Genomic DNA, 24,538 nt, shown 5'->3' with positions numbered 1-24,538 from the left:
TGGCACGCTGTTGAGTTCTCAAGGAACGGACGCTTCCTTCAGGCGGCTTTCACACCGGCCCTCCGGGCGCTTCGTTCTTTCGTGTTTCCAGCTTATCAGACGTTTTCCGCTCCGTTTTTCGGAGCTTCATTCATCGGACTTCGCTTTCCACTTGTCCCCGCTCTCTCGCGGCGACTCCGGAACTGTACGGGGACCGACCCGCCACATGCAAATCGTCCCGCCCTGCTGACGCAGGACGGGACGATCGGCGGTTCGAGCAGCGCCTCAGGCGCGGCCCATCTCCTCGGCGATGGCCGCCGCGAAGGCGTCGATGTCCGCCTCCGTGGTGTCGAACGCGCACATCCAGCGGACCTCGCCGGTGTGCTCGTTCCAGAAGTAGAAGCGGTAGCGCTTCTGCAGTCGCTCGCTCACCTCGCGCGGGAGGATCGCGAAGACCGCGTTGGCCTGGGCCGGGCGGACGACGGTCACGCCGTCGATCTTGCGGACCGCTGCCTCCAGGCGGCCGGCCATGGCGTTGGCGTGGCCGGCGTTGCGGAGGTAGAGGTCACCGGCGAGCAGTGCCTCGAACTGGACCGAGACGAAACGCATCTTCGACGCGAGCTGCATCGAGGTCTTGCGCAGGAACTTGATGTTCCGGACCTTCTCGGGGTTGAGCACGACCACGCACTCACCGAACAGCAGGCCGTTCTTCGTGCCGCCGAAGGACAGCACGTCGACGCCCACGTCCGTGGTGAAGGCGCGCAGCGGGACGCCGAGCGAGGCGGCGGCGTTGGCCAGCCGCGAGCCGTCCACGTGGACCAGCATGCCGAGCTGGTGCGCGTGGTCGACGATCGCCCGGATCTCCTCCGCGGTGTAGAGGGTGCCGAGCTCGGTGCTCTGGGTGATCGAGACCGCGAGCGGCTGCGCGCGGTGCTCGTCGCCGTAGCCCCAGGCCTGCTGGTCGATGAGCTCGGGGGTGAGCTTGCCGTCCGGGGTGGGGACGGTGAGCAGCTTGATGCCGCCCATCTTCTCCGGTGCGCCGCCCTCGTCCACGTTGATGTGGGCGCTCTCGGCGGCGATCACCGCGCCCCAGCGCGGGAGCAGGGCCTGCAGGGCGACGACGTTGGCGCCGGTGCCGTTGAAGACGGGGTACGCCTCGGCCTGCTCGCCGAAGTGGCGGCGGAAGACGTCCTGCAGGTGGGTGGTGTAGTCGTCCTCGCCGTAGGCGATCTGGTGGCCGCCGTTGGCGAGGGCTATCGCGGCGAGGACCTCGGGGTGCACGCCGGCGTAGTTGTCGCTGGCGAAGCCGCGGACGGCGGGGTCGTGCCGCCGTACCGCGTCGGTGCGGCCGGAGGGGTCGGTCGCGGAGGGGTCGGTCATCGGGCTGTCAGCCACAGGTGCTGTCCGTTCAGTTCTTCTGCGGGGCGGTCCCAGAGGCCCGCCAGGTGGGTGGCGAGGTCGGCGGTGTCGGTGAAGCCGGTGAACTTGGCGTCCGGCTTCTCGGCCCGCATCTCGGGACTGACCAACGCCTTGATCACCAGGATCGCAGCCGCGGCGGTGGGCTTGCCGTCCTCGGCGGTGGTCTCCTTGCGGAAGGAGTCCGCCATGGCGAGCGTCCAGGCCTCGGTGGCGGCCTTGGCGGCGGCGTAGGCGGCTCCGCCGGCGGTGGGCTTGTGGGCGGCGGCGGCGGAGATCATCGCGTACCGGCCGGACTCGCTGCGGAGCAGGGCGGGCTGGAACGCCAGCGAGGTGTGCTGGAGGGTGCGCACGACGGTGTCGTGCAGGAAGTCCCAGTCGTCGAGCCGGCTGTCGAAGAAGGTCTTGCTGCCGCGCCAGCCGCCGACGAGGTGGAACACGCCGTCGACGTGGCCGTGCTCGGCCTCCAGGTGGTCGGCCCAGTCGTGGACCTCCTGCGGGTCGAGGAGGTCGATGACCTGGCCGCTGACCCGTGCGCCGCGGACGGCGACGCGGACGGTGTCGAGCGCGGACTCCAGGCGGCGGGCGTCGATGTCGGCGCCGATGACGGTGGCGCCGTCGGCGGCGAGGCGGCGCAGCACGGCCTGGCCGGCCGGGCCGCTGGCTCCGGCGACGGCGATGACCTTGCCGGTCAGCGGTCCCTTGGGTGCGGTGGTCACGCGGCAGCTCCCTGCAGGCCGGCACCGGTGATGCCGGCGGTCGAGGCGATGACGCCGCCGAGCTTCTTCGAGAGGGCCTCGTAGAACATGCTCAGCGGGAACTCGTCGGGGACCACAGCGTCGCACAGGGCCTTGTTGAGCGCCTTGCCGTCGGTGATGTCGAACGGGAGCGCCTCGGTGCCCTTCGCCCAGGTGGAGGCGGGGTGCGGGGTGAGGTAGCGGGAGACCAGCTCGTAGGCGGCGATCCAGTGGGCCGGCTTGGGGCGGTCGATGCCGTCGCGGTAGAGGGTCTCGATCTCGGCGCAGAGGGCGTTGGTGACCTGCGGGGCGCGCTCCCAGTCGATGCTGAGGCGGTTGTCGCGCCACTGGAGGGCGTTGTTCTTGTGCAGGTAGGCGAAGAGCAGCTGGCCGCCCATGCCGTCGTAGTTGCGCACGCGGTCGCCGCTGACCGGGAAGCGGAAGAGGCGGTCGAAGAGGATGGCGTACTGGACGTCGCGGGCGTGCTCGTTGCCCTCGGTCTCCAGCTGCACCGCCTCCTTGAAGGTGGTGAGGTCGCAGCGGAGCTCCTCCAGGCCGTACATCCAGAACGGGCTGCGCTGCTTGATCATGAAGGGGTCGAACGGCAGGTCGCCGTGGCTGTGGGTCCGGTCGTGGATGAGGTCCCAGAGCACGAAGGTCTGCTGCGAGCGCTCCTGGTCGTCCAGCAGGGCGGCGGCGTCGGCGGGGATCTCCAGGCCGAGCTGCTGGACGGCGTTGGTGGAGACGACGCGGAAGCGGGCGGCCTCGCGGTCGCAGAAGATGCCGCCCCAGGTGAAACGTTCCGGCGCCTTGCGCACGGCCACGGTCTCGGGGAAGAGGACGGCGGAGTTGGTGTCGTAGCCGGCCGTGAAGTCGTTGAAGGTGATCGGCACGAACATCGGGTTGTCGAAGCGGGTGCGCTCCAGCTCGGCGAGCCACTCGGGCCAGACGACGTTCAGCAGGACGGCTTCGAGGTTGCGGTCCGGGTTGCCGTTCTGGGTGTACATCGGGAAGACGACCAGGTGCTGCAGGCCGTCCTCGCGCTGGTCGGCGGGCTGGAAGGCGAGCAGCGAGTCCAGGAAGTCGGGCTCCCGGTAGCCGGTGTCGGCCCACTTGGCCAGGTCGGCGTCGACGGCGGCCAGGTAGGCGGCGTCGTGCGGGAAGTGCGGGGCCAGCTCGGCGACGGCGGTGCGCACGGTGGCGACCAGCGGGTCGACCGTGTGGCGCTGCACGGAGGCCAGGTCGATGGAGCCGTCCTTGGACTGCAGGGGGCGCAGGGTCTCGACGGCGTCCTTCAGACGCAGCCAGGCCGGGTGCTCGGCGAGGTTCTGGGCCGGGGCGTCGGCCGCCACAGCGAGCCTTGACGAAAGATTCTGCATCGGGGACTCACTTCGACAGGAGGGTTTCAACGAGGCCACCATAAGTACGAAAGGTTCTTCTGTTCAAGGGGGGGCCTGAGCGACGGATCTGCGGCGACGCGTGCCCGGGGCGCGAACGGCGGCCGTGCGGACGGCCGGTGGGACCTTCCGGACAGGCCGGGCGAAACCCCCAAGGCGACCATGCCGCGCGGCTCCGGACCCCGCCACCGGGGGGAGGTTCCACGCCCGGCCGCACCCGGCCGCACCACGGCCGGCACCTCCGTGCGCCCCCGTTCGCGCCCTGCCGCAGGGGGCGGCGGGCCCCGATCGTGGACGGGACGCCCGTCCGCGCCGCCCGGGAGGCCGCCGTTGCACGGTCCGAACCTGGTCAGCTGGCTGCTCGCCGTGCTCTCCGCGGCCTCCGGGGGCTACTGCCTCTCCCGGCTGCGCCACGCCCCGTGCGTTCCGGCGGACGGCGCGCCCGTCCCGGTGGGCGCCGGGCCGCGGTGGCTGCGCGCCCACGAGTCGGATCTGGCCGAGGGGCTGATGGGCTGCGGGATGGCGGCCATGGCGGTGACCGGGACGGCCGTGCCGGGCGAGGTGTGGGCCTGGGTGTACGGTCCGCCCGCGGTGCTCCTGCTGCTCGCGGCCCTGTGCCGGCCGGCCCGGCGCGCGCACCGGCTGCACCACGCGGTCGGCGCGCTGGCGATGACGTACATGGCGCTGGTGATGACGGCCGCGCCCGGCCACGCCGGGCACCACCCGGCGGCGGGCCCACCGGCGCTGACCGGCGCGCTGCTCGTCTACTTCGGCGGGTACGCGCTGTGGTCCGGCAGCCGGCTGCTGAGCGGGCCCGGCGGGGCGGTGCCGGTGCCCGCGGCGGCCGGGCTGCCCCGGGCCTGCCGGCTGTCGGTGGTCATCGGCATGTTCGCCATGCTCCTGACCACGTAGGACGTCCGTCCCGGGACCGTCCGACCGCCGCACGGCACCACGGGAAGCCGCCACGCCGGAGCACGGTCGTGGCGTTGGTCACTGGGCGACCGAAAGTCGTACCACCGCGCCCCGGCAGCGCATAAGTTGGCGGGAAGCGCACTGTCGCGCTCCGTTTGCCCTCGGGGAGCCCATGCCATGACGGCCCTGCTCGGCCTGCTGCTGCTCGGACTGCTGCTCGCCACCGCCGCCCCCCGGCTGCTGGCCCGGGCGCGCTGGGTGGAGCGGGAACCGGTGCTGGCGCTGCTGGTCTGGCAGTGCCTGGTGGTGGCCGTGCTGCTGTGCTGCGCGCTGAGCCTGGTGCTGGCCGCGATGGCCGCCCTGCCCGCCCTGCGGGAGGTGCTGTTCTCCTGCGCGCCGAACGGCGTCGAGGCCGCGTACGGGCTGCACAACGCCGAGGGCTGGGGGCGGCTGTGCGCGGCGGTGCTGGCGGCGGGCGCTCTGCAGACGGTGTTCGCGCTGACCCGCGAGGTCCGTACGGCGAAGGCGCTGCGCGCCCGGCGGCACGCCCAACTGGCGAAGCTGTCACCGCCGTTGCCGGAGTCGATCGAGCCGGCCTCCGGTCAGGGCGCCCGGCCGCGCCGGGAGCGGCTGGTGGTGCTGGAGAACGTCCGCCCGGAGGCGTGGTCGCTGCCGGGGCAGGACTCCCGGCTGGTGGTGACCACCGGGGCAATGCGTCAGCTGACGGACCGGGAGCTGGCGGCGGTTCTCAGCCACGAGCGCGGGCACGTCCGGGCCCGCCACCACTGGCTGGCGCAGGTCGCCCAGGCGCTCGCCTCCGGGTTCCCCGGGGTCGGGGTGTTCAGCGCCTTCCGCGACCAGGTGGGCGAGCTGGTGGAACTGGCGGCGGACGACCGGGCGGCGCGCCGGCACGGGCGGCACACCACGGCGCTGGCGCTGGCCGAGATCAATCTGGGGCGCGGGGTGTTCGGTTCCTGCCCGCCCGGGCTGGCACAGTCCCCGAAGCGGGTGGACCGGCTGCTGGCCGGACGGCCGCGGCTGTCGGTGCCGGGCCGGCTGCAGGTGACCCTGTTCGCCCTGGCGACGCCCGCCACGGTCGTGGTCCTGGCCGCCGCGCCGGGGCTGCTCGCCCTGCGCTGACCACCGGGGCCATCGGGGCCCCCGGCACCACCAGGACGACCGGGCGGACCGGGAGGACCGGGAGGACCGGGAGGACCGGCACCGCCGGGACGACCAACCGGCCGGAAGCACCGGCGGGTTGGCGAGAGGTCAGTCGGCGATCGGGGCCCCGCAGGCCGGCTCAGGGTCGTCGGCCAGGGTGAGCGAGAGCACCTCACGGTGCAACGGGCGCGCCTCTTCGTAGCGCCGGTGCCCCTCCTCGGTCAGCGCGACCTTGATGCCGCGCCGGTCCTCGACACACATCGCGCGGGTGACCAGCCCGGCCTTCTCCAGCCGGCCGATCAGCCGGGAGAGCGCGCTCTGACTGAGGTGCACGGTGGGGGCCAGCTCCTGGACCCGCAGTCCGTGGCCGGTGCCGTCACAGCCCTCGACCAGGCGCTCCAGCACCTCGAACTCGCTCATGCCCAGGCCGAACTTCTCCCCGAGCTCGCGGTCGAGCAGGCAGGAGGTCTGGGCATGGCGGGCCAGCAGGTCGCGCCACTGGGCGACCAGACCGGCCTCCGCCGGGGAGTCGAGTTCAGCCACGGCGCCACAGTATCACAGGCGCCAGCAACTTATGCGTTAACATTTTATTCACTTGCATTGGATGCACGTGCATGTAGTCTCTTGGGCCATGACCACAGCGACCGCCACGACATCCGACGCACCGTCAGCTGCCGGAGGCCACTGGACCCCCCGCCTCTGGGGCACCCTGATCGTGCTCTGCGCCGCGCTCTTCCTGGACACCCTGGACGTCTCGATGGTGGGCATCGCCCTGCCGTCCATCGGCTCCGAACTGCACCTCTCGACCTCCACCCTGCAGTGGGTGGTCTCCGGCTACGTGCTCGGCTACGGCGGCCTGCTGCTGCTCGGCGGCCGTACCGCCGACCTGCTCGGCCGCCGCCGAGTCTTCCTCGCCGCGCTCGCCGTCTTCGCCGCCGCCTCCCTGCTCGGCGGCCTGGTCGACGACGGCGGGCTGCTGATCGCCGCCCGCTTCCTGAAGGGCGTCGCGGCCGCCTTCACCGCGCCGGCCGGCCTGTCGATCATCACCACGACGTTCCCCGAGGGCCCGGCCCGCAACCGGGCGCTGTCCATCTACACCACCTGCGGCGCCAGCGGCTTCTCGCTCGGCCTGGTGCTCAGCGGGCTGCTCACCTCGGTCGGCTGGCGCTGGACCTTCCTGGTGCCGGTCCCGATCGCGCTGATCGCGCTGGTCTTCGCCGTCCGGCTGCTCCCCCGCCCGGCCGAGGAGAAGCCGCACGGCCGTTACGACGTGCTCGGCGCGATCACCGGCACCGCCTCCGTCCTGCTGCTGGTCTTCACCGCCACCGAGGCGCAGGGCGCGGGCTGGCTCAGCCTGCGCACCCTGGGCTCGCTCGCCGTCGTGGTGCTGCTCGTCGCGGCCTTCCTGGTGACCGAGACCCGCACCGCGCACCCGCTGGTGCGGCTCGGCATCTTCCGCAACGGCGGGGTCGCCCGCGCCAACGTGGTCGCCTTCGCGATGGCCGGCGCGTACGGCGGCTTCCAGTTCGTGGTCACCCTCTACCTGCAGGAGCTGCTCGGCTGGTCGGCCCTGGCGATGGCGCTCGGCATGCTCCCGGCCGGTGCGATGGTCGCCCTCTCGGCGCCCTTCATGGGACCGGTGGTGGACCGCTTCGGCACCGGCCGGCTGCTGCCGATCGGCCTGCTCGCCCTGGTCGGCGCGTTCGCCCTGTTCCTGCGGCTGGACGAGCACAGCTCGTACCCGGCGCTGGTGCTCCCGTCGATCGTCCTGCTCGGCATCGGCTTCGCGCTGGCCTTCCCCTCGGTCAACATCGCCGCCACCGACGGGGTGGCCGACGAGGAGCAGGGGCTCGCCTCCGGGCTGGTGAACACCGCGATCCAGGTGGGCACCGCGGTCGTGCTGGCCGGCGCCACCGCGATCATCACCGCCGGCAACGGCGGCGGCACCAGCGCCCAGGCCCAGCTGGACGGCTACCGGCCCGCACTGCTCTTCGTCACCGGGGTCGCGCTGGTCGGGCTGCTGATCGCGGTGACCGGCGCCGTGCTCGACCGCCGGAAGAAGGCAACTCCCCTGCCGGTACTGGACTATGATTATCCGTCAGTAAGCCGGGAAGACCTGGCTGAGCGGCGCGACGAGATCCTCAGCAAGAGCTGACCGCCGAGCACCGGACGACGGTCGGCCCGGTCCCCGACCCGGGGTTCCCGGCACCCGCGTCCGGCCCTCGCCGTCGGACCGGGCGCCGGCTCTACCAAACCCCCGTGTTGGTAGGGCCGGCGCCTCCGTACGAACCGAACCGGACCGCACGGCCAAGGGCCGGACACCGCGGTTCGCCCGTCGGCCCGGCCAGTATATTGGCCGCCAGCCAACGAACGTACGGAGCAGACACGATGGCACCTCGCGGGGATTCGGTCAATGAGGAGATGCGTCAGCGCTCCCGGCGACGCATCATGCGGGCCACCGTCGAACTGGTCGACCAGCGCGGATACGCCGGGACGACGCTGACCGACATCGCCGAGCGGGCCGGACTCGCGCGCGGGCTGCTGTCCTACTACTTCGACGGCAAACGGCTGCTGATGCAGTCCGCGACCCACCGGATGATGCACCAGACGCTCTCCGCCGCCCTCGACGAGCTGGCCCCGGACGCGGGCCCGGAGGCCCGGCTCGCCCGGGCCATCGACGCGGTGCTCGGCCTGGCCATGGACCACCCGCGGGTGATGCGCTCGCACCTCGCGCTGATCCTCGACCCGGACACCGGCGCCTTCGTCCAGGACCCGGAGCAGCAGCGGCTCGGCGCCCTCCTCCAGGGGCTGCTGCGCGACTGGGGGGCGCCCGACCCGGCGGCCGAGCACGCGGTGCTGCGCAGTGCGCTGATGGGCGGTTGCATAGGCGTGCTGCTGCCCGGGGCGGAGCTGCCGCTGGCCCCGATCCGCGCCGACCTGTTCCGCCGTTACGACCTGCCCTGGCAGCTGGGCCGCCCGCCGCAGCCGCTCCCGCCGGAACGGGAACGGCCGCCGGCCCGCGGCTGACCCGCGGCGGCCGGCGGCCGCTCCCCGTCGTGCTCCGGTCGCCTCCCGGCTCCCCGGTCCCCGGTCCCCGGTCTCCCGGCTCCCGTTCTCCCGGCCTGCTCCCGGCTCGCGCTCAGCGCTCCTTCAGGATCGAGGACAGCAGGTCGATGGTGCGCTCGGGCGTGAGACTGTCCACGCAGAGCCGTTCCATGACCTGGATGTAGGCGTCCACGTCGTCGCGCTTGTCCAGGTACAGCGCACTGGTCAGCTGCTCCAGGTAGACCACGTCGGCGAGGTCCTGCTCGGGGAAGCGCAGGATGGTGAACGCACCGGACTCACCCGCGTGCGCGCCGAAGCGGAACGGCATGACCTGGATGACCACGTTGGCCTGCTCGGCGGCGTCGATCAGGTACTGGACCTGGCCGCGCATCACCTTCGGCCCGCCGACCGGCCGGCGCAGCGCGGCCTCGTCGATGACCGCCCAGAGCCGCGGGCTGTTGCCCTCGGTGAGCAGCTTCTGGCGGCGCATGCGCAGGCTGACCCGGCGCTCGACCTCCTCCTCGCTGATCACCGGCCGACTCTGGCCGAAAACCGCCCGTGCGTACTCCTCGGACTGGAGCAGGCCGGGGACGAACTGGACCTCGTAGGTACGGATGAGGGCAGCGGCCTCCTCAAGGCCGACGTAGGTCTGGAACCAGCCCGGCAGGACGTCGTTGAAGCTGTGCCACCAGCCCGACTTGTTCGCCTCGCGGACCAGGCCGAGCAGAGCCTCGCGTTCGAGGCCGTCGTCCACGCCGTAGAGGCTGAGCAGGTCGGCGACGTCGCGTTCCTTGAAGCTGACCCGGCCGAGTTCCATGCGGCTGATCTTGGACTCGGAGGCGCGAATCGCGTAGCCCGCATCCTCGCGGGTGATGCCGCGCGTCTCGCGGAGCCGGCGCAGCTGGGAGCCGAGGAGGATCCGGCGGACCATCGAGCCGCCGCCCGGCTGAACTGTGGTCATGCGGTCCTAACCTCCACCTAGGGCAAACAGCGCACAGTCTGCCATCAGTTGAGCGCTCACGGTGCCGATACTGACGGATGTTCCTATCAGTTCTGCACTCCATGCACCAGGATGCACGTGCATCCGGCGCTTGCATATGCCATTTGAACGACTGCACGTGAATCGACTCTTGCATCTGCAGTGAGCGCAGAGCACGATGGTGCACGTGCACCTGCACATCCCTGGCAATCCCGCGGGCTCCGCGTCGACCCCACGCGCGATTCCGTGCACCGGCCCGGCAGCGCCCCCGCGCCTCCGGGCCCTCGTGCGCGCGCGCCTGGTCGAGGGGCGGCCGCGCGGCCGAGCGAGTCGGAGGTGACCGGCATGACCCCGGCGGGTCCAGCCGTGTCCGCCCCCTTATGGGAGGAGCTCTTCATGAGCACCGGAACGGCCTTGGCAGTCGACCCCCATGTGGTCACCTGTACGCTCGCTCCCCGCTATGAGGCTGTGAGAACCGCGCGCGACTTCGCCAGGACCGCCCTGCAGCGCTGGGGGCTGGGCGAGCTCTTCGACGACGTCGCGCTGGTGGCGTCGGAGCTGGTGACCAACGCGCTGCGGCACGCGATCGGCGCGTGTCCCACCGCGGCGGACGACTACGACTTTCCCACGCATCCGGCGGCGGAGAGCCGGCTGCCGATCCGAATAAGCCTCGTGCACCGCGCCCCCCAGATCGTCTGCGCGGTGAGCGATCCCAGCAGCGCCGGCCCGGTGGCCCGGGAGGCGGACTTCGTGGCGGAGTCCGGCCGGGGCCTGCACCTGGTCGACTCGTTCAGCCGCTCCTGGGGCTGGCACCCGCTGGGCAGCGGCAAGGTCGTCTGGGCGCTGTTCGAGGCCGAGGAGGCGCAGCGGTTGGCGCCCGCCCCGGTGGGCGAGTTCGGCGGACGGCACCGGCGTTCGGCCTGACCGGCGCCCGAGGGCATCGTGTCCGACGGCATCGCGTCCGACGGCGCGAGCGCGCGGAATCACCACAGTACGGCGAACGGCACCCCGGCAGCGGCGACCGGCGGCCCTCGGGCAGCGGGCACCGGCGGCCCACCGGTGGTGGCGGCGTCGTGATCCGCGTGCGGCGGCGGTCCGCACGGGACCGCGCGACGAAGGCTCCGCGGCGAAGGCCCTGCGACAGCGGCCCGGAACGACGGCTCCGGGCGAGGCCTTCAGGAAAAGACAAAGGCCGTCGTGGTGTCAGCACCCACGACGGCCCCCCGATGTGAAGCCGGCGGCCGGTCAGACCGCCAGGTGGTCGAACTCCCCGTCCTTCGCCCCCAGGAGCAGTGCGGCGATCTCGGCGCGGGTGTAGATGAGCGCCGGACCGTCCGGGAACCGCGAGTTGCGCATCGCCACCTCGCCCCCCGGGAGCGCGGCGAACTCGACGCAGTTGCCCTGGGAGTTGCTGTGCAGGCTCTTCTGCCAGACCACGCCCTCAAGGTCGGTCGCGGCCATCCCGTTGTACGTGTCGGACGTGTCGAACGTGTCGTGCGTGTCGTGCATAGAAATCTCCCGAAGAGCTCCGGAGTGGGTCGTTCGGCTCGGCGCCCCGGCCCCGGCCGAACGGACGGGCCGGCCCCGTACTGGCCCGGCACACCGCCTCACTTGACGTGATGATAGCTCCAGTGCACGTGCATCAGCACGGGACGTTGCAGGTGCACGGCCTTTTCGACACCGAACCGGAACTCTTCACAAGGCGCCCGCCTGACGGTACGTAAACGGACAAAGCCGACTGAATCGGCAAGCCGCCGATAACCGCCCGTAGGCGGTCACCCGCCGATTGTTGATCTTCGAACGCCCGGAGTCGCCCTTCCGTGACCCTCCGTCAGGTCGCCCGCATGCTGTGAGACATCTCACGCGCCGGACCGGCAACGCGGTTCCCGTTCCGGCGCATCTGAACGGGTACCGGGAGAACTGCCGCCCGAGGGTCGGTTATGTCCGGTTTTCACGGTGGCCGCCCCTCTCGGTTCGGCAGCCGACTGCGGGACGGGCGGACCGATGTCCTACGATCTCCGCCATGAGCACCGCAGCCATCCCGGGCGCGCCACTGCCCGTCCGCACTCCAGGCTCCCGTGCGCGGGGGCGCCACCGCCGTCCCGAGCGCCCCGAGATCCCGGCCGGTTCCCCGGCCCTGCTGCTCGCCGTCCCCGCGGCCGCCGGGCCGGAATCCCGGCCCGTCGTCGAGGAGCTGCTGTCCATCGTCCGCAGCGAGCAGAACGGCGTGCGGACCGCCGCCGGCTACCTGCCCTCCGGTGGCACCGAGGGCGAGGCGGGCGGCGAGCGCACCGTGGCCGAGCTGCTGGCCGAGGCGGCCGAGGCCGGCCTGCCCGCGCCGGTCGTGGTGCCGCTGGTGCCCGGCCCGCACGACTTCCTCCCCCAACTGCACGCGCTGGCCGCCGAGTACGGCGCCCCGGTGACCGACACGCTGGGCCCGCACCCGCTGCTCGCCGAGGCCGTCCACGTCCGCCTCTCCGAGGCCGGACTGGCCCGCGCCGACCGGGCCCGGCTGTTCGCCATCGCGACCGCCGCCGACGGCGTGGTGCTCACCACCGTCGGCGGGCAGGTCGCCGCCGACGCCGCCGGCATCACCGGCATGCTGCTGGCCGCCCGGCTCGCGGTACCGGTGGTCGCCGCCGCACTGGACGTGCCCGGCTCGGTGGCGGATGCCGTCGCCCACCTCAAGGAGATGGGTGCCCAGAACCCGGCGCTGGCCCCGCTGGTGATCGGCCCCGAGGCGGACGCCGAGCTGCTCGCCGCGGCCGCCGAGGAGTCCGGCTGCCCGTCGGCCGCGCCGCTGGGCGCGTACCAGGCGGTCGGCCAGCTGGTCGCCTCCACCTACCTGGCCACCCTGCCGGCCTTCGACCCCGAGGACGGGTCCGAGGAGGCCGGCGTCGAGGCGGGCGCGGCGCGCGCCGCCGGCCGGCACGCCGCCCAGTAGCACCCACCGCGCGACGCCGCCGTGCGAAGGGCCCGGAACGGTTCGTCCGCTCCGGGCCCTCGGCGTCTACCGGCCGACCCGGGTGGTGGGCGCGGCGGCGTCCTTCAGTCGCAGCGCGGGCACCTGCACCGGCCGTGACTGGCCGGCCAGGGTGGGCACCACGGCCGCGGCGGCGTTCCACCGCGGCTGGGCGGTGCCCTCCTCACCGGCCCGGCGCACCTGGAGCACCTCGGTGGAGCCGGCCCGGCGCAGCAGGATGTTCTTGGGCGGCCCGGCCTCCGGGTCCAGCCACAGTTCGTTGCCGCCGAACTCGCAGTCCAGCACCAGCAGGTCGTCCGGCTTGCCGTCGGCCCCGGCGCGGAAGGCGATCCCGGCCCGGCGGTAGCCGGTGAAGCGGCAGCGGCCGAAGGTGACGGACTCTCCGGCGAGTTCGTGCCGGGTGGTGGAGACCGCGAAGTCGCTGTGCCCGGCGGCGTCGATCAGCAGGCCGTCGAACACGGTGCCCTTGTCCCGGCCGAGCGCGTGCAGGGCCACTCCCCCGGCCGCGTTGCCGTAGAGCACGCTCGCGGTGTAGTCGAAGTCGTTGAGGTAGGCGCCGTGCTCGATGCCCCAGCCGCCGTTGTGGTAGGCGGCGAACTCGGTGACGACGTGGTGCTGCTTGGCGTTGAGCCAGACGAAGATGCCGTCCTGCAGGTTGTTGTGGGCCAGGCAGCGCTGGAAGGTCCAGACGCCCTCGCTGTTCTCCGGCCACTCGAAGCCGGAGGCGCCGTTGGCCCCCCGCACGCCGACCGCCACGCAGTCCAGCGCCTTGCCGCCGGTGCCGGCGCCGAGGTTGAAGCCGGTCAGCCGGTAGGCGCGGGGGTTGGGTTCGAGCAGGGTGCGGGAGGCCACGCAGGACTCGTAGACGATGTCGTCGGAGGGCTGCTGGGGGGTGCGGGTGTCCAGCGGCCCGTCCCACCAGTAGGCGTCCTCCCAGGTCTCGTGGCTGATGCAGCCGCGGAAGGTGATGCCGTGGCTGGCGTGCGGGACGTACGCGTGGCTGCCGGCGTCGCGGACCACCACGCCCTCGACGACGGTGCCGCGGGCGGCGTCGCCGAGCCGGTGGAAGTGCAGGCCGTAGCGGCCGAGCACCGGCGCGGTGACCGGAGCGGTGCCGTCGGCGCCCTTCCAGGTCTCCTTGGTGTCGGCGCGCGGGCCGACCCAGCGCAGCGCGGTGTGCCGGACGTCGGCGCGGCGGGAGCTGGTGAGGTGGACGTGGCTGCGGCCCTTCGCGGTGCCCTCGACCCGGACGCTGCGGGTCAGGTTGAGCACCTCGGCGCCGACGGTGACGCCCCCTCCGGCGGCGACCTTCGGGTGGGGGTGCTTGAGCGGGGTCTCCAGGGTGACGGTGGTTCCGCTGACGGACCGGATGGTGACGAGGTCGTAGCGGTCGGCGAAGCCCTCCTGGTCGGGCGGGCCGGTCGGGGTGACGGCGAGTTCGTCGCCGGGCAGCCAGCCGGCGGGCGGGGCGGCCAGGGCGAGGGCGGTGTCGCCGGCCCTGAGCTCGCCCTCGGCGCGGACCCAGGCGGTCTTGGCGGCGCCGTCCAGCCGCAGGTAGCCCGCGCCGGTGACCCAGAGGCCGACGTCGGTGTCGACCACCTTCATGCCGTCGCCCTGGAAGCGCTTCTCGTCGACGCCGGGGAAGCGCAGGGTGTGGACGTGGGTGCCGTCGGGGGCGAGGGCGAGGGCGCCGCGGACCTCGACGTTGCCGGCGGCGGCGAGGGTGAGGGTGCGGTCGGCGGCGAAGGTGAGCGCGCCGCCGGGCTCGACCAGCAGGGAGCCGACCTCGGCGTCGGTGTCGAGCAGCACCCGGTCGGTGATCCGTACGGCGCCGCGCGGGCCGGGCGGGTTGCCGCCCCAGCCGGCCCGGTCCGACCAGCGGCGTCCGCCCTGGTCCACGGTGGGCGCGGGGGCGGGCTGTTCGGGGGCTCCGCCGACCGGCGGGCCGCTGCCGTCCGTCGGGGCGCCGCCGTGGCCGCCGTCGGGGCCCATCGGTCCAGCGGCCTCGGTCGGGGTCGTCCCGATGACGGCGGCCGGGGTGACGAGCCGGGTCTCGCCGGTCAGCGAGCGGCGCAGGACCTCCTCCCCGCTGATCGCCGCGAAGGCGGTGCCGACGGCGAGCCAGCGCAGTAATGCCCGGCGGGTCAGGTGAGTTCGGGTCGGTTCGGGTGGGATGTCCGCTCTGCGGTGCTTTGCCCTGCGATGCGCTCCAGCCGGCCGAACGGCCGGACGGGAGGCGTCCGGCTCCTCGTCGATGCCCATCGGTGCGTAGCCCTCTCCCCGGACGGCTGCGGCGTGCCGGCGTGCCGCCGACGCTCTGAAGCATAGGCAGTTGCATTGGCCGCGACCGGCGTTGCGGGAAATCGGTCATTTCTGATCATGAAGGGCGGCCATTCGGCCGGGATTTCGTAAACCGTGACGAGCGTCACACATGTTTGCGGTTTGAACGCGCCTCTGCTTAACGTGCTCCCCGTTCGTGGCCACACGGACCCAGTTCGTCCGCGACGCCGAGTCCTGCCGTCGGGCGCACTGGCAGCGCAATGCACCACGGCAGGAGCGGGGGAACCACAGGTAGTTCGCCCAGGACCGGTCCACGGACCGGCCCGGGGCTAGGGGTGAAGCCGCGTCCACAGCGCGGCCGGGCAACTCCAGCCCGAATCCGACAGCTCACCTCGCAGGCGTGGGAGAGGACCGCGTCTTCATGCTGCCCACCAACGGCACCCGACTGTCCGGCCGTACCCGTCGCGCGATCGCCACCCTCGGCGTCGCGGGCATCGGCCTCACCATCCCCTGCCTGACCGCCGGCACCGCCTCGGCCGCCTCCGTCGCCACCTGGGACAAGGTCGCCCAGTGCGAGAGCGGCGGCAACTGGAGCATCAACACCGGCAACGGCTTCTACGGCGGCCTCCAGTTCACCAACTCCACCTGGGCCTCGTTCGGCGGCACCGGCTACGCCGCGCGTGCCGACCTGGCCACCAAGGACCAGCAGATCGCGATCGCCGAGAAGGTCCTGGCCGTGCAGGGCCCCGGCGCCTGGCCGGTCTGCTCGGTCCAGGCCGGTCTGACCAAGGGCGGCGCCCCGGCCGCGGTGGACACCTCCTCCGCCGCCGCCACCACGCCGGCCGCCCAGACCCCGGCCCCGGCCGCCAAGCCCACCGAGAAGCCCGCCGCGGTCCCGCAGAGCCGGCAGTGGCGTCAGCAGGCCGGTCAGCAGGCCGCCGAGGACTACACCGTGGTCGCCGGCGACTGGCTGTCCACCATCGCCGACCGGCACCAGGTCCAGGGCGGCTGGCAGCGGCTGTACGAGCTCAACCGCGCCACCCTGACCGACGGCCCGCACGCCATCTACCCGGGCCAGCACCTGACCCTCGGCGAGCGCGCCACCGGCCAGGGCTTCGACTGGTTCAACCGCGACCAGGGCGGCGCCCAGGGCCAGGCCCAGACCCCGGCCACCCCGCCGGCGACCAAGCCCGCCGCGCAGGCCGGGACCCCGGCCCCCGCCCCGACCGCCACCGGCAGCATGGCCGCCGCCGTCGCCTTCGCCCAGTCGAAGGTCGGCCAGGCCTACGTCTACGGCGGCACCGGCAACGGCGGCTGGGACTGCTCCGGCCTCACCCAGGCCGCGCTGCGCGCCGCGGGCATCTCCGTCCCGCGTATCGCCGCCGACCAGGCCGCCGCGTCCACCCACGTCTCGCTGGACGCCCTCAAGGCCGGCGACCTGCTGTTCTGGTCCAACAACGGCAAGGACTCCGGCGTCTACCACGTCGCGCTCTACATCGGCGACGGCAAGTACGTCGAGGCCGCCAACCCGAGCTCGGGCGTGCGCGTCCAGACCGTCGCCAACTGGGCCCCGGACTTCGCCGGCCGGGTCTGACCCCGCCGCACCGTCACACCTGCCGCACCTGCCGCGCCGAAGCCCCCGGGGAGAGTCCTGCCGCTCCTCCCCGGGGGCTTCGGCCTGCGCGGACGCGCCGGGGCGGGTCCGGGCGCCGGACGGCCGTGGCCAAACGGGGCCGCGGCGGGCATGCTGCTGCCCTGCACCAGAGGAGGAGTCACCATGGCACAGGTCACCGTCTCGCTCGACGCCAATCTCGCGATCGACGTGATGATGCTGTCCGGCACCAGGAGCCCGCAGGACGCCGTCGAACTGATCCTCCGCGACTACCTGGAGCGGGGCCGGCGCACCGGGACCCGCACCGGCGACGCCGCCGACGGCCACCGGGTCTCCCAGGAGCGTCCGAACACCCAGGAGGGCTGAGCCCGGGAAGGCCGAGGAGCCCGGGACCCCCGAAGGACCCGGGCGCACCGAAGGGATCCGGGCACACCGAAGGGGCCCGGGAGCAGCCTGCTCCCGGGCCCTCTCCCGGGTCCGCTCAGCGCGCGCGGGCGCCGGTCGACCCGCGCATCACCAGCTCCGGCTGGAACATGAACTCCCCGCGCTGCGCGGCGTTCCCGCCGACCTCCTCCAGCAGCGCGTCCACCGCCGCGGTGGCCATCGCCTCCACCGGCTGGCGCACGGTGGTCAGCGGCGGCTCGGTGAAGGCGATCAGTGGCGAGTCGTCGAAGCCGACCACCGAGACGTCCTGCGGCACCGACAGACCCCGCTGCCGGACCGCGCGGATCGCGCCGAGCGCCATCATGTCGCTGCCGCAGACGATCGCCGTGCAGCCCTTGTCGAGCAGCGCCCCGGCCGCCGCGTGCCCGCCCTCCACGCTGAACAGCGTGTGGTGGACGAGCCCCTGCGCCTCCTGCGCCGTGTACCCCAGCACCTCGCGCATGGCCGCGGTGAAACCCTCGATCTTGCGCAGCACCGGCACGTACCGCTGCTGGCCGACCGCCAGGCCGATCCGCTCGTGGCCGAGTTCGGCCAGGTGCTGGACGGCCATCCACATCGCGGCCCGGTCGTCGGGCGAGATGAACGGCGCGTCGATCCGCTCGCTGTAGCCGTTGATCAGCACGAACGGCACCCCGCGTCCGGCCAGCCGGGCGTACCGGTCGTGGTCGGCGGTGGAGTCGGCGTGCAGACCGGAGACGAAGACGATGCCCGCCACGCCCCGGTCGACCAGCATCTCGACCAGTTCGTCCTCGGTCGAGCCGCCCGGCGTCTGGGTGCAGAGCACCGGCGTGAAGCCGTGCCGGCTGAGCGCCTGCTCGATCACCTGGGCCAGCGCCGGGAAGATCGGGTTGCTCAGCTCCGGGGTGATCAGCCCGATCAGTCCGGCGCTGCGCCGGCGCAGCCGGGTCGGCCGCTCGTAGCCGAGCACGTCCAGGGCCGCCAGCACGGTCTGCCGGGTGGTGGCCGAGACGTTGGCCTTGCCGTTGAGCACGCGGGAGACGGTGGCTTCGCTGACCCCCGCCTGCGCCGCGATGTCTGAGAGTCGCGCCGTAGTCACGGTTCCAGAGCCTATTGCAACCACGTCAGACCGCCCACCAGTCGGTGCTGTCCGCGGCGAGCACCGCCTCGCCGTCCGCCACCACCGGGTCGGCGTCGGCGGAGGTGAGCAGCAGCCGGCCGGGGGCCGGTATGCGCACCGGGGCTCCGGTGGTGTTGACGGTGCAGACGAAGGAGCCGCGGCGCAGCACCAGGGTGCCCTCGGGGCTGTCCAGCCACTCGACGTCGGTGCCGGCGCCGAGTTCGGGGCGGGCCCGGCGCAGGGCCAGCGCCGAGCGGTACAGCTCCAGGGTGGACGTCGGGTCGCCGGTCTGCGCCTCGACGCTGAGCGCGGCCCACTCGGCGGGCTGCGGCAGCCAGGACGGTCCGCCGGCGGTCGGGCCGAAGCCGTACGGGGCCTCGGTGCCGGACCACGGGATCGGGACGCGGCAGCCGTCGCGGTAGCCGTCCTGGCCGGCCTGGCGGAAGAACGACGGGTCCTGGCGGACCTCGTCGGGCAGGTCGGTGACGTCCGGCAGGCCGAGTTCCTCACCCTGGTAGACGTAGGCGGAGCCGGGCAGGGCGAGCATCAGCAGGGTGGCGGCGCGGGCGCGGCGCAGGCCGAGCGGGCGGTCGCCGGGGGTGCGGATCTGGGTGCCGAGGCCGGGCGGGTTGGCGAACCGGGTGGCGTGCCGGGTGACGTCGTGGTTGGAGAGCACCCAGGTGGTGGGGGCGTCGACCGGGCGCATCGAGTCGAGCGAGAGGTCGATCACCGCGCGCAGCTCGGCGGCGTCCCAGGAGGTGCCCAGGTACTGGAAGTTGAAGGCCTGGTGCAGTTCGTCGGGGCGCACGTAGTTGGCGGTGCGCTGGACGGTGGGGGTCCAGGCCTCGGCGACGCCGATCCGCTCGCCCGGGTACTCGTCGAGGATCGTGCGCCAGCTGCGGTAGACGGCGTGCACGCCGTCCTGGTCGAAGAAGGGCATGACGTCGTTGCCGAGCAGCTTGAGCTGGTCGGCGCCGCCGAGGTCGGGCAGGCCGGGGGCCTTGACCAGGCCGTGGGCGACGTCGATGCGGAAGCCGTCGACGCCCATGTCCAGCCAGAAGCGCAGGATGGAGCGGAACTCGTCGGCGACGGCGGGGCTGTCCCAGTTGAAGTCGGGCTGCTCGGGGGCGAACAGGTGCAGGTACCAGTCGCCGGGGGTGCCGTCCGGGTTCCGGGTGCGGGTCCAGGCCGGGCCGCCGAAGATGGACTCCCAGTCGTTGGGCGGCAGTTCGCCGTTCTCGCCCTTGCCGGGGCGGAAGTGGTAGCGGTCGCGCAGCGGGGAGCCGGGGCCCTCGCGCAGGGCGCGCTTGAACCACTCGTGCTGGTCGGAGGAGTGGTTGGGGACGAGGTCCACGATGATCCGCAGGCCGAGCCGGTGCGCGTCGCGGATCAGCGCGTCGGCGTCCAGCAGGGTGCCGAACATCGGGTCCACGGCGCGGTAGTCGGCGACGTCGTAGCCGGCGTCGGCCTGCGGGGAGGCGTAGAACGGCGAGAGCCAGACGGCGTCCACGCCGAGGTCGCGCAGGTAGGGCAGGCGGCTGCGGATGCCGGGCAGGTCGCCCATGCCGTCGCCGTTGGAGTCGGCGAAGCTGCGCGGGTACACCTGGTAGATGACCGCGTCCCGCCACCAGCCTCGGTCCGCGGCGGCACCGGCCTCGTGAGCGGTGGCGTCGGCGGCGGGCCGGGAGGTGTCGGCCAGGTTCTGGGTCATGGACGGTATCCCTTGGGAAGTGGCGGGCGGAGCTGTCGGGACGTCGGCGGGGACGTCGGTCAGGACTTCGAGGCGCCGGCGGTCAGGCCGGTCACCAGGTGGCGCTGCACCAGGTAGAAGAGGACCGAGGAGGGGATCGCGATCAGAACGGCGGTCGCGGCCATCAGGTTCCACTGGGCGTCGTGCTCGCTGACGAAGGTCTGCAGTCCGACGGCGAGGGTGTACTTGTCGGAGCTGAGCATGAAGGTGGAGGCGAAGGCGACCTCGGCCCAGGCGGTGAGGAAGGAGTAGAACGCGGCGACGGCCAGGCCCGGGCGGGCGAGCGGCAGCACGAGGCGCCAGAAGGTGCCGAACGGGGTGAGCCCGTCGACCCGGCCGGCCTCGTCGATCTCCACCGGGACGGTGTCGAAGTAGCCCTTCATCAGCCACGCGCAGTAGGGCACGGTGGTGGTCGAGTAGACCAGGATCAGGCCGAGGTAGCTGTCCAGCAGGTCGAGCTCGGAGAGGATCGTGTACATCGGCACGATCAGCACCGCGATCGGGAACATCTGGGTGACCAGCAGCGACCACATCAGCGGGCGGTGGCCGGGGAAGCGCATCCGGGAGACGGCGTAGCCGGTGGAGGCGGCGATCAGCACGCCGAACACGGTGGTGACGCCGGAGACCAGGAAGGCGTTGCCGAACCACCGGAAGAAGTCGGTGTCGAACAGCACCGTGCGGTAGTTGGCCAGGGTCAGCTTGTCGATGATCTCGCCGGGGTGCAGGTAGTCGGTCTTGTCCGGGCCGAACGAGACGTAGAGGATCCACGCCACCGGGAACAGCGCGATCAGGCTGGCGAGGATCAGCGCGCCGTGCATCAGGGTCCGGGCGAGCGGGCCGTTCGCGCCGCGCGGGCGGGCCTTGGCGGGCCGGGCGGCGGGGGCCGCGGGCCGGGCGGTGAGGGGGGTGGGTCGGTCGGTGGTGGTGCTCATCGGGGGTGCCTCCTTCGTGGTCGCGGGGTTCGCCGGGGTCAGCCTTCGGCCCGCTCGTTGCGGGCGAGCCAGCGGCGGTAGAAGCCGGTGAAGACGATCAGGATGGAGAGCAGGATGACGCCGTAGGCGGCGGACTGGGCGTAGTCCCGGGGCTGCTGGCCGAAGCCGAGCCGGTAGGCCCAGGTGACCAGCAGCTGGGCGTCGGGGGCGCCGTTGCCGAACAGCAGGAAGATGACGGCGAACTGGTTGAACGTCCAGATGACGCCGAGCAGGACGACGGTCGAGGAGACCGTGCGCAGGCCGGGCAGGGTGACGTGGCGGAAGCGCTGCCAGGCGGTGGCGCCGTCCATCTCGGCGGCCTCGTACAGCTCGGCGGGGATCGACTGGAGGCCGCCGAGCAGCGAGATCATCATGAACGGCACGCCGACCCAGGTGTTGACCAGCACGGCGGCGGCCTTCTGCGCGGTCGGGTCGTCCAGCCAGCCGGGCTCGGGCAGGTGCAGGGCGGCGAGCACGCCGTTGACGGCGCCGCCGTCGGCGAGCATCAGCCGCCAGGAGAAGACGGTGACGAAGGTCGGCACGGCCCAGGGCAGGATGAGCAGCATCCGGTAGACGGCGCGTCCGCGCAGCTTCTGGTTGAGCAGCAGGGCCAGGCCCAGGCCGATGGTGTAGTGCAGGCCGACGCACAGGGCGGTCCAGGCGATGGTCCACACGAAGTGCGACCAGAAGCGGTCGTAGGAGCCGGGGCCCCAGAGGATGTCGGCGTAGTTGTCGAAGCCGACGAAGTGGTAGCTCGCGGGGATCTCGTTGGCGCCGATCTTCCGGGCGGCGTTGAGGCTGTTGGCGTCGGTGAGGGTGAGCCAGAAGCCCTGGGCGAGCGGGTAGAGCACCAGGACGCCGAGCACGAGCACGACCGGCGTGATCATCGCGTAGGCGTACCAGTGCTTGGCGTACGAGCGCTTGAGGCGCTCCATCAGGCCCGGACGCGGATCGCGCTGCCGGCTGCCCTGGCCGGTGGCGCCCTGCACGGCGACTGACATGGTTCGACACCTTCTCGGGGGGAGGTCCGCCGCCTCGCTTCGGCGACTGCTGCTACGGGTCCGGCCGTCCGGCCCGCCGAGGGGGGAGGCGGCGGGCCGGACGGCGGGGAGGGGACTACTTGGCGAAGCCCGGGAGGAGCTTGGCGTAGTCGGTGGCGACGGTGTTCAGGCCGTCCTGGGTCGCGGTGCCCTGGACGATCTTGCCGAGGTTGGTGCCCAGCGACGCGAACAGCGAGCTGTACTCGGGCAGTTCGGGGCGCGGCTTGGCGCTCGGCAGCACGGCCTGGAAGCCGGCGATGCCGGGGTCGGCCTTGACCTCGGGGGTGAAGGCGTCGTCGCGGGTCGGCAGGGTGGAGTTCTTCTGCGCGACGAAGGCCTGGCTCTCGGCCGAGGTCATGAAGGCGGCGAACTTCTCGGCGGCGGCCTTGTGGGCCTTGTCGGCGCCGGCGTAGACGGCGATGTTGTGGCCGCCGGTCGGGGCGCCGGCCTTGCCCGCGGCGCCGGCCGGGACGGGGGCGATGCCGAGGTTGGCCTTGTCGGCGAAGGCGGAGCCCTTGTAGATGTTGGTGATCTCCCAGGGGCCCTGGATGATCGCCGCGACCTTGCCGCTGTTGAAGGCGTCCATCATGTGCGCGTAGGCGTCGGTGGTGACGTCGGCCTTGACGGTGCCGGGCGCGGTGAACATCGACTTGTAGGTCTCGACGGCCTTGACGGCCTCCGGCCCGGCGACGGTGATCTTCTTGCCCTTGGCGTCGACGGTGTCGGTGCCCTCGCCGAACAGGAACGGCATCGCGTAGTAGCCGTCGGCGGCCTTCAGCCAGAAGCCGTCGACGCCGGCCTTCTCCTTGACCGCGGCGGCGGCGGTCTTGAGCTCGTCCCAGGTGGTGGGGGCGGCGGTGATGCCGGCCTTGGCGAAGAGGTCCTTGTTGTAGAGCAGGCCGAGGGTGTCGGTGACCAGCGGCACGCCGTAGAGCTTGCCCTCGTAGGAGGCCTGCTGGACGAGGCTGGGCTGGAACTTGGCGGCGTCGGCGGCGGCCGGGGTGCCGTCCAGCGGCTCCAGGTAGCCGGCCTTGGCGAAGGCGGCGGTCCAGCCGACCTCGGCGCGGAAGACGTCCGGGGCGCCCTTGGCCCCCATCGCGGTCTGGAGCTTGTTCTGCGCCTGGTCGAACGGCACGTTGACGAAGTCCACCTTGACGCCCGGGTTGGCGGCCTCGAACTTCTTGACGAGCTCCTGGTAGTTCGGCGCCTCGTTGGTGGCGTTCGAGGTGTCCCAGTAGGTGAGGGTGACCGGCCCGTCGGCCTTGCCGTCCGAGCTGGAGCCGCTGCTGCCACAGGCAGCCATCGAGACCGCGAGGGCCACAACGAGGGCAGAGGCCGCGATGCCACGCCGCATTTGAACTCCTTGGAGGGTGGGGGGTGCCCGAAATGTTCGGAGACAGGCGCATAATGGCTGCCTTGCCTCGCGCCGACCGCACCGTTGCTGCCGCCGGGCCCGCAAGGAAGTTAACAGCGGGGTGACAGCGACGGAAACCCCTTGCAGCAAGTTTCTGCAAGAAAGGGCGATCGTTACGCCCACGTGTCCTTCGCGTTGCCGCACGGTAGTCATGGTCGGCCGCATTGCGGCGTCTTGTCCGGTTTGCCCCGGCCGGCCGAGGCCGCCGGGGCCACCCTCCGTGGTGAAAGATCCTTGCAGCGCCCCCGTCAGCCGGTCGTTCCGAACCGCAGAACGGTGGTCGAACGGAACTCCTCGCCCGGGCGCAACTCGGTGCTCGGGAAGGCCGGGTGGTGCGGGGAGTCCGGGAAGTGCTGGGTCTCCAGCGCGATCCCGGCGAACGGCCCGTAGGGCACCCCGCTCGCGCCGGTGACCGCCCCGTGGAACTTGTTGGCGGTGTAGACCTGGATGCCGGGCTCGGTGGTCAGTACCTCCAGGGTCCGGCCACTGGACGGGTCCTCCAGCCGCGCCGCCGGGGCCGGGGTGCCGTCCGCCGGGCGCGGGCGCAGCACCCAGTTGTGGTCGTAGCCGCCGGGCCCGGTCAGCTGCGGGTGGCCGTCGTGCACCGACTTGCCGATCGGCCGGGCGGTGGTGAAGTCGAACGGTGTGCCGGCCACGGGTTCGATCCGGCCGTCCGGGATCTGCCGCTCGTCGGTGGGCGTGTAGCCGTCGGCGTCCAGGGTGAGCAGGTGGCCGAGGATGTCGCCGGAGCCCTCGCCGGCCAGGTTGAAGTAGGCGTGGTTGGTGAGGTTGAGCACGGTCGGCGCGCCGGTCACCGCGTGGTAGTCGATCGCCAGCTCGCCGTCGGCGTCCAGGGTGTAGTCGACGGTGACGTCGAGCGCGCCCGGGAAGCCCTGGTCGCCGTGCGGGCTGTGCAGCTTCAGCCGGACGCCGCCGGGGATCTCCTCGGCCGCCCACATCCGGTGCGCGAAGCCGTCCGGGCCGCCGTGCAGGGTGATCCCGCCGCCGGTCGGGGCGAGCGGGTGCTCCTCTCCGGCGACGGTGACGCTGCTGCGGTCGATCCGGTTGGCGTAGCGGCCGACCACGGTGCCGTAGTGGCGGGCCGGGCCGAGGATGTCGGCGAGCCGGTCGGTGGAGAGCAGCAGTTGGGCGGGGCGGCCGTCGCGGTCGGGGGCGACCACGGTGTGCAGGGTGGCGCCGAGGGTGAGCACGCTCGCCTCGTACGGTCCGGCGCGCAGCGTCCACCGCTCGATCGCGGCGCCCGCGCCCGAGGGTTCGAAGGGCTCGCGCCGCACGGTGGTGGTCTGCGGCCCGTTCGCCGGGGGCGTCGCCATGGCCTG

General features: G+C 72.7%; 21 protein-coding genes and 1 riboswitch. Of the genes, 8 read left to right on the top strand and 13 right to left on the bottom strand.

Translation table 11 applies throughout. From position 1 onward, the window contains the following. Positions 1-264: 264 nt before the first annotated feature. The 3 genes from ACFVVU_RS25730 to ACFVVU_RS25720 are packed head-to-tail and all read right to left on the bottom strand — an operon-like array spanning position 265 to position 3,511. Positions 265-1,359, bottom strand: coding sequence for a threonine aldolase family protein (locus ACFVVU_RS25730; protein ID WP_387792440.1), 1,095 nt, complete (start codon positions 1,357-1,359; stop codon positions 265-267). Further along, positions 1,356-2,114 carry an SDR family NAD(P)-dependent oxidoreductase gene (locus ACFVVU_RS25725; RefSeq protein ID WP_380686206.1) on the bottom strand — a complete coding sequence of 253 codons (759 nt, stop codon included), beginning with the start codon at positions 2,112-2,114 and terminating at the stop codon, positions 1,356-1,358. Before ACFVVU_RS25725 ends, ACFVVU_RS25730 begins: the two co-directional genes overlap by 4 nt. Continuing rightward, positions 2,111-3,511, bottom strand: coding sequence for a DUF6421 family protein (locus tag ACFVVU_RS25720; protein WP_387792433.1), 1,401 nt, complete (start codon positions 3,509-3,511; stop codon positions 2,111-2,113). The genes ACFVVU_RS25725 and ACFVVU_RS25720 overlap by 4 nt, the downstream gene beginning before the upstream one ends. 348 nt (positions 3,512-3,859) lie before the next feature. Between ACFVVU_RS25720 and ACFVVU_RS25715 the strand changes: the two genes are divergently transcribed. Together ACFVVU_RS25715 and ACFVVU_RS25710 are read left to right on the top strand one after the other, a co-directional pair. Next, positions 3,860-4,441 (top strand): DUF5134 domain-containing protein, encoded by a 582-nt coding sequence (locus ACFVVU_RS25715; RefSeq protein ID WP_380686210.1) that lies wholly within the window; start codon positions 3,860-3,862, stop codon positions 4,439-4,441. A 177-nt stretch (positions 4,442-4,618) separates the two neighbouring features. Beyond that, on the top strand, positions 4,619-5,581 hold the full coding sequence (locus ACFVVU_RS25710) for a M56 family metallopeptidase (RefSeq protein WP_387792431.1): 963 nt from the start codon (positions 4,619-4,621) through the stop codon (positions 5,579-5,581). Between the two features lie 129 nt (positions 5,582-5,710). Here the strand turns inward: ACFVVU_RS25710 and ACFVVU_RS25705 are convergent, their stop codons facing one another. Beyond that, a complete protein-coding gene (locus ACFVVU_RS25705; protein WP_380686214.1) occupies positions 5,711-6,145 on the bottom strand; it encodes a MarR family winged helix-turn-helix transcriptional regulator in 435 nt (144 codons plus the stop codon). 88 nt (positions 6,146-6,233) lie between these two features. On the opposite strand from ACFVVU_RS25705, the gene ACFVVU_RS25700 reads away from it, so the two are divergent. Together ACFVVU_RS25700 and ACFVVU_RS25695 are read left to right on the top strand one after the other, a co-directional pair. Beyond that, on the top strand, positions 6,234-7,757 hold the full coding sequence (locus tag ACFVVU_RS25700) for an MFS transporter (RefSeq protein WP_387792428.1): 1,524 nt from the start codon (positions 6,234-6,236) through the stop codon (positions 7,755-7,757). Positions 7,758-8,023: 266 nt separating this feature from the next. Then, entirely contained in the window at positions 8,024-8,629 is a 606-nt protein-coding gene (locus ACFVVU_RS25695; RefSeq protein WP_380686218.1) for a TetR/AcrR family transcriptional regulator, read from the top strand. A 112-nt stretch (positions 8,630-8,741) separates the two neighbouring features. Here the strand turns inward: ACFVVU_RS25695 and ACFVVU_RS25690 are convergent, their stop codons facing one another. After that, positions 8,742-9,608: a helix-turn-helix transcriptional regulator gene (locus ACFVVU_RS25690; RefSeq protein ID WP_355376209.1), complete on the bottom strand. Its 867-nt coding sequence runs from the start codon at positions 9,606-9,608 to the stop codon at positions 8,742-8,744. 414 nt (positions 9,609-10,022) lie between these two features. On the opposite strand from ACFVVU_RS25690, the gene ACFVVU_RS25685 reads away from it, so the two are divergent. Then, entirely contained in the window at positions 10,023-10,550 is a 528-nt protein-coding gene (locus ACFVVU_RS25685) for an ATP-binding protein (RefSeq protein ID WP_380686633.1), read from the top strand. Between the two features lie 321 nt (positions 10,551-10,871). On the opposite strand, the gene ACFVVU_RS25680 is transcribed toward ACFVVU_RS25685, so the two are convergent. Then, positions 10,872-11,135: a DUF397 domain-containing protein gene (locus ACFVVU_RS25680; RefSeq protein ID WP_355376214.1), complete on the bottom strand. Its 264-nt coding sequence runs from the start codon at positions 11,133-11,135 to the stop codon at positions 10,872-10,874. 514 nt (positions 11,136-11,649) lie between these two features. Between ACFVVU_RS25680 and ACFVVU_RS25675 the strand changes: the two genes are divergently transcribed. Continuing rightward, a complete protein-coding gene (locus ACFVVU_RS25675) occupies positions 11,650-12,570 on the top strand; it encodes a hypothetical protein (RefSeq protein WP_387792426.1) in 921 nt (306 codons plus the stop codon). A gap of 66 nt (positions 12,571-12,636) precedes the next feature. Here the strand turns inward: ACFVVU_RS25675 and ACFVVU_RS25670 are convergent, their stop codons facing one another. Continuing rightward, positions 12,637-14,871, bottom strand: a complete 2,235-nt coding sequence (locus tag ACFVVU_RS25670) for a hypothetical protein (RefSeq protein WP_380686629.1) — start codon at positions 14,869-14,871, stop codon at positions 12,637-12,639. Positions 14,872-15,176: 305 nt separating this feature from the next. Continuing rightward, a riboswitch (cyclic di-AMP (ydaO/yuaA leader) is annotated at positions 15,177-15,303 on the top strand. Between ACFVVU_RS25670 and ACFVVU_RS25665 the strand changes: the two genes are divergently transcribed. Further along, complete coding sequence (locus tag ACFVVU_RS25665) at positions 15,290-16,483, top strand: transglycosylase family protein (protein WP_387792424.1); 1,194 nt, start codon at positions 15,290-15,292, stop codon at positions 16,481-16,483. (Overlaps the previous riboswitch by 14 nt.) 183 nt (positions 16,484-16,666) lie before the next feature. Next, positions 16,667-16,867, top strand: coding sequence for a hypothetical protein (locus tag ACFVVU_RS25660; RefSeq protein WP_387792423.1), 201 nt, complete (start codon positions 16,667-16,669; stop codon positions 16,865-16,867). A gap of 115 nt (positions 16,868-16,982) precedes the next feature. Here the strand turns inward: ACFVVU_RS25660 and ACFVVU_RS25655 are convergent, their stop codons facing one another. From ACFVVU_RS25655 to ACFVVU_RS25630, 6 genes are all read right to left on the bottom strand, one after another. After that, complete coding sequence (locus ACFVVU_RS25655) at positions 16,983-18,002, bottom strand: LacI family DNA-binding transcriptional regulator (protein WP_387792421.1); 1,020 nt, start codon at positions 18,000-18,002, stop codon at positions 16,983-16,985. Positions 18,003-18,027: 25 nt separating this feature from the next. Continuing rightward, the gene (locus ACFVVU_RS25650) at positions 18,028-19,734 is read right to left on the bottom strand and encodes an alpha-amylase family glycosyl hydrolase (protein WP_387792420.1); all 1,707 of its coding nucleotides are present in this window, start codon (positions 19,732-19,734) and stop codon (positions 18,028-18,030) included. A 59-nt stretch (positions 19,735-19,793) separates the two neighbouring features. Next, a complete protein-coding gene (locus ACFVVU_RS25645; protein ID WP_380688634.1) occupies positions 19,794-20,705 on the bottom strand; it encodes a sugar ABC transporter permease in 912 nt (303 codons plus the stop codon). A gap of 38 nt (positions 20,706-20,743) precedes the next feature. Continuing rightward, a complete protein-coding gene (locus ACFVVU_RS25640) occupies positions 20,744-21,745 on the bottom strand; it encodes a carbohydrate ABC transporter permease (RefSeq protein ID WP_380688632.1) in 1,002 nt (333 codons plus the stop codon). Positions 21,746-21,860: 115 nt separating this feature from the next. Next, positions 21,861-23,138: an extracellular solute-binding protein gene (locus ACFVVU_RS25635; RefSeq protein ID WP_387792417.1), complete on the bottom strand. Its 1,278-nt coding sequence runs from the start codon at positions 23,136-23,138 to the stop codon at positions 21,861-21,863. A gap of 308 nt (positions 23,139-23,446) precedes the next feature. Then, complete coding sequence (locus tag ACFVVU_RS25630; protein WP_387792414.1) at positions 23,447-24,532, bottom strand: aldose epimerase family protein; 1,086 nt, start codon at positions 24,530-24,532, stop codon at positions 23,447-23,449. Positions 24,533-24,538: the final 6 nt, after the last annotated feature.

This window comes from Kitasatospora sp. NPDC057965 (assembly GCF_042887135.1).
GTDB lineage: Bacteria > Actinomycetota > Actinomycetes > Streptomycetales > Streptomycetaceae > Kitasatospora.
Note: the sequence above shows the minus strand (reverse complement) of the source record. Positions and strands in the feature narration are given on the sequence as shown.

Coding starts and splice junctions, on each gene's coding strand:
- ACFVVU_RS25670 (WP_380686629.1), bottom strand. CDS start 14,871: ATGGGCATCGACGAGGAGCCGGACGCCTCCCGTCCGGCCGTTCGGCCG.
- ACFVVU_RS25700 (WP_387792428.1), top strand. CDS start 6,234: ATGACCACAGCGACCGCCACGACATCCGACGCACCGTCAGCTGCCGGA.
- ACFVVU_RS25645 (WP_380688634.1), bottom strand. CDS start 20,705: ATGAGCACCACCACCGACCGACCCACCCCCCTCACCGCCCGGCCCGCG.
- ACFVVU_RS25690 (WP_355376209.1), bottom strand. CDS start 9,608: ATGACCACAGTTCAGCCGGGCGGCGGCTCGATGGTCCGCCGGATCCTC.
- ACFVVU_RS25730 (WP_387792440.1), bottom strand. CDS start 1,359: ATGACCGACCCCTCCGCGACCGACCCCTCCGGCCGCACCGACGCGGTA.
- ACFVVU_RS25650 (WP_387792420.1), bottom strand. CDS start 19,734: ATGACCCAGAACCTGGCCGACACCTCCCGGCCCGCCGCCGACGCCACC.
- ACFVVU_RS25710 (WP_387792431.1), top strand. CDS start 4,619: ATGACGGCCCTGCTCGGCCTGCTGCTGCTCGGACTGCTGCTCGCCACC.
- ACFVVU_RS25685 (WP_380686633.1), top strand. CDS start 10,023: ATGAGCACCGGAACGGCCTTGGCAGTCGACCCCCATGTGGTCACCTGT.
- ACFVVU_RS25720 (WP_387792433.1), bottom strand. CDS start 3,511: ATGCAGAATCTTTCGTCAAGGCTCGCTGTGGCGGCCGACGCCCCGGCC.
- ACFVVU_RS25680 (WP_355376214.1), bottom strand. CDS start 11,135: ATGCACGACACGCACGACACGTTCGACACGTCCGACACGTACAACGGG.
- ACFVVU_RS25630 (WP_387792414.1), bottom strand. CDS start 24,532: ATGGCGACGCCCCCGGCGAACGGGCCGCAGACCACCACCGTGCGGCGC.
- ACFVVU_RS25640 (WP_380688632.1), bottom strand. CDS start 21,745: ATGTCAGTCGCCGTGCAGGGCGCCACCGGCCAGGGCAGCCGGCAGCGC.
- ACFVVU_RS25660 (WP_387792423.1), top strand. CDS start 16,667: ATGGCACAGGTCACCGTCTCGCTCGACGCCAATCTCGCGATCGACGTG.
- ACFVVU_RS25675 (WP_387792426.1), top strand. CDS start 11,650: ATGAGCACCGCAGCCATCCCGGGCGCGCCACTGCCCGTCCGCACTCCA.
- ACFVVU_RS25635 (WP_387792417.1), bottom strand. CDS start 23,138: ATGCGGCGTGGCATCGCGGCCTCTGCCCTCGTTGTGGCCCTCGCGGTC.
- ACFVVU_RS25695 (WP_380686218.1), top strand. CDS start 8,024: ATGCGTCAGCGCTCCCGGCGACGCATCATGCGGGCCACCGTCGAACTG.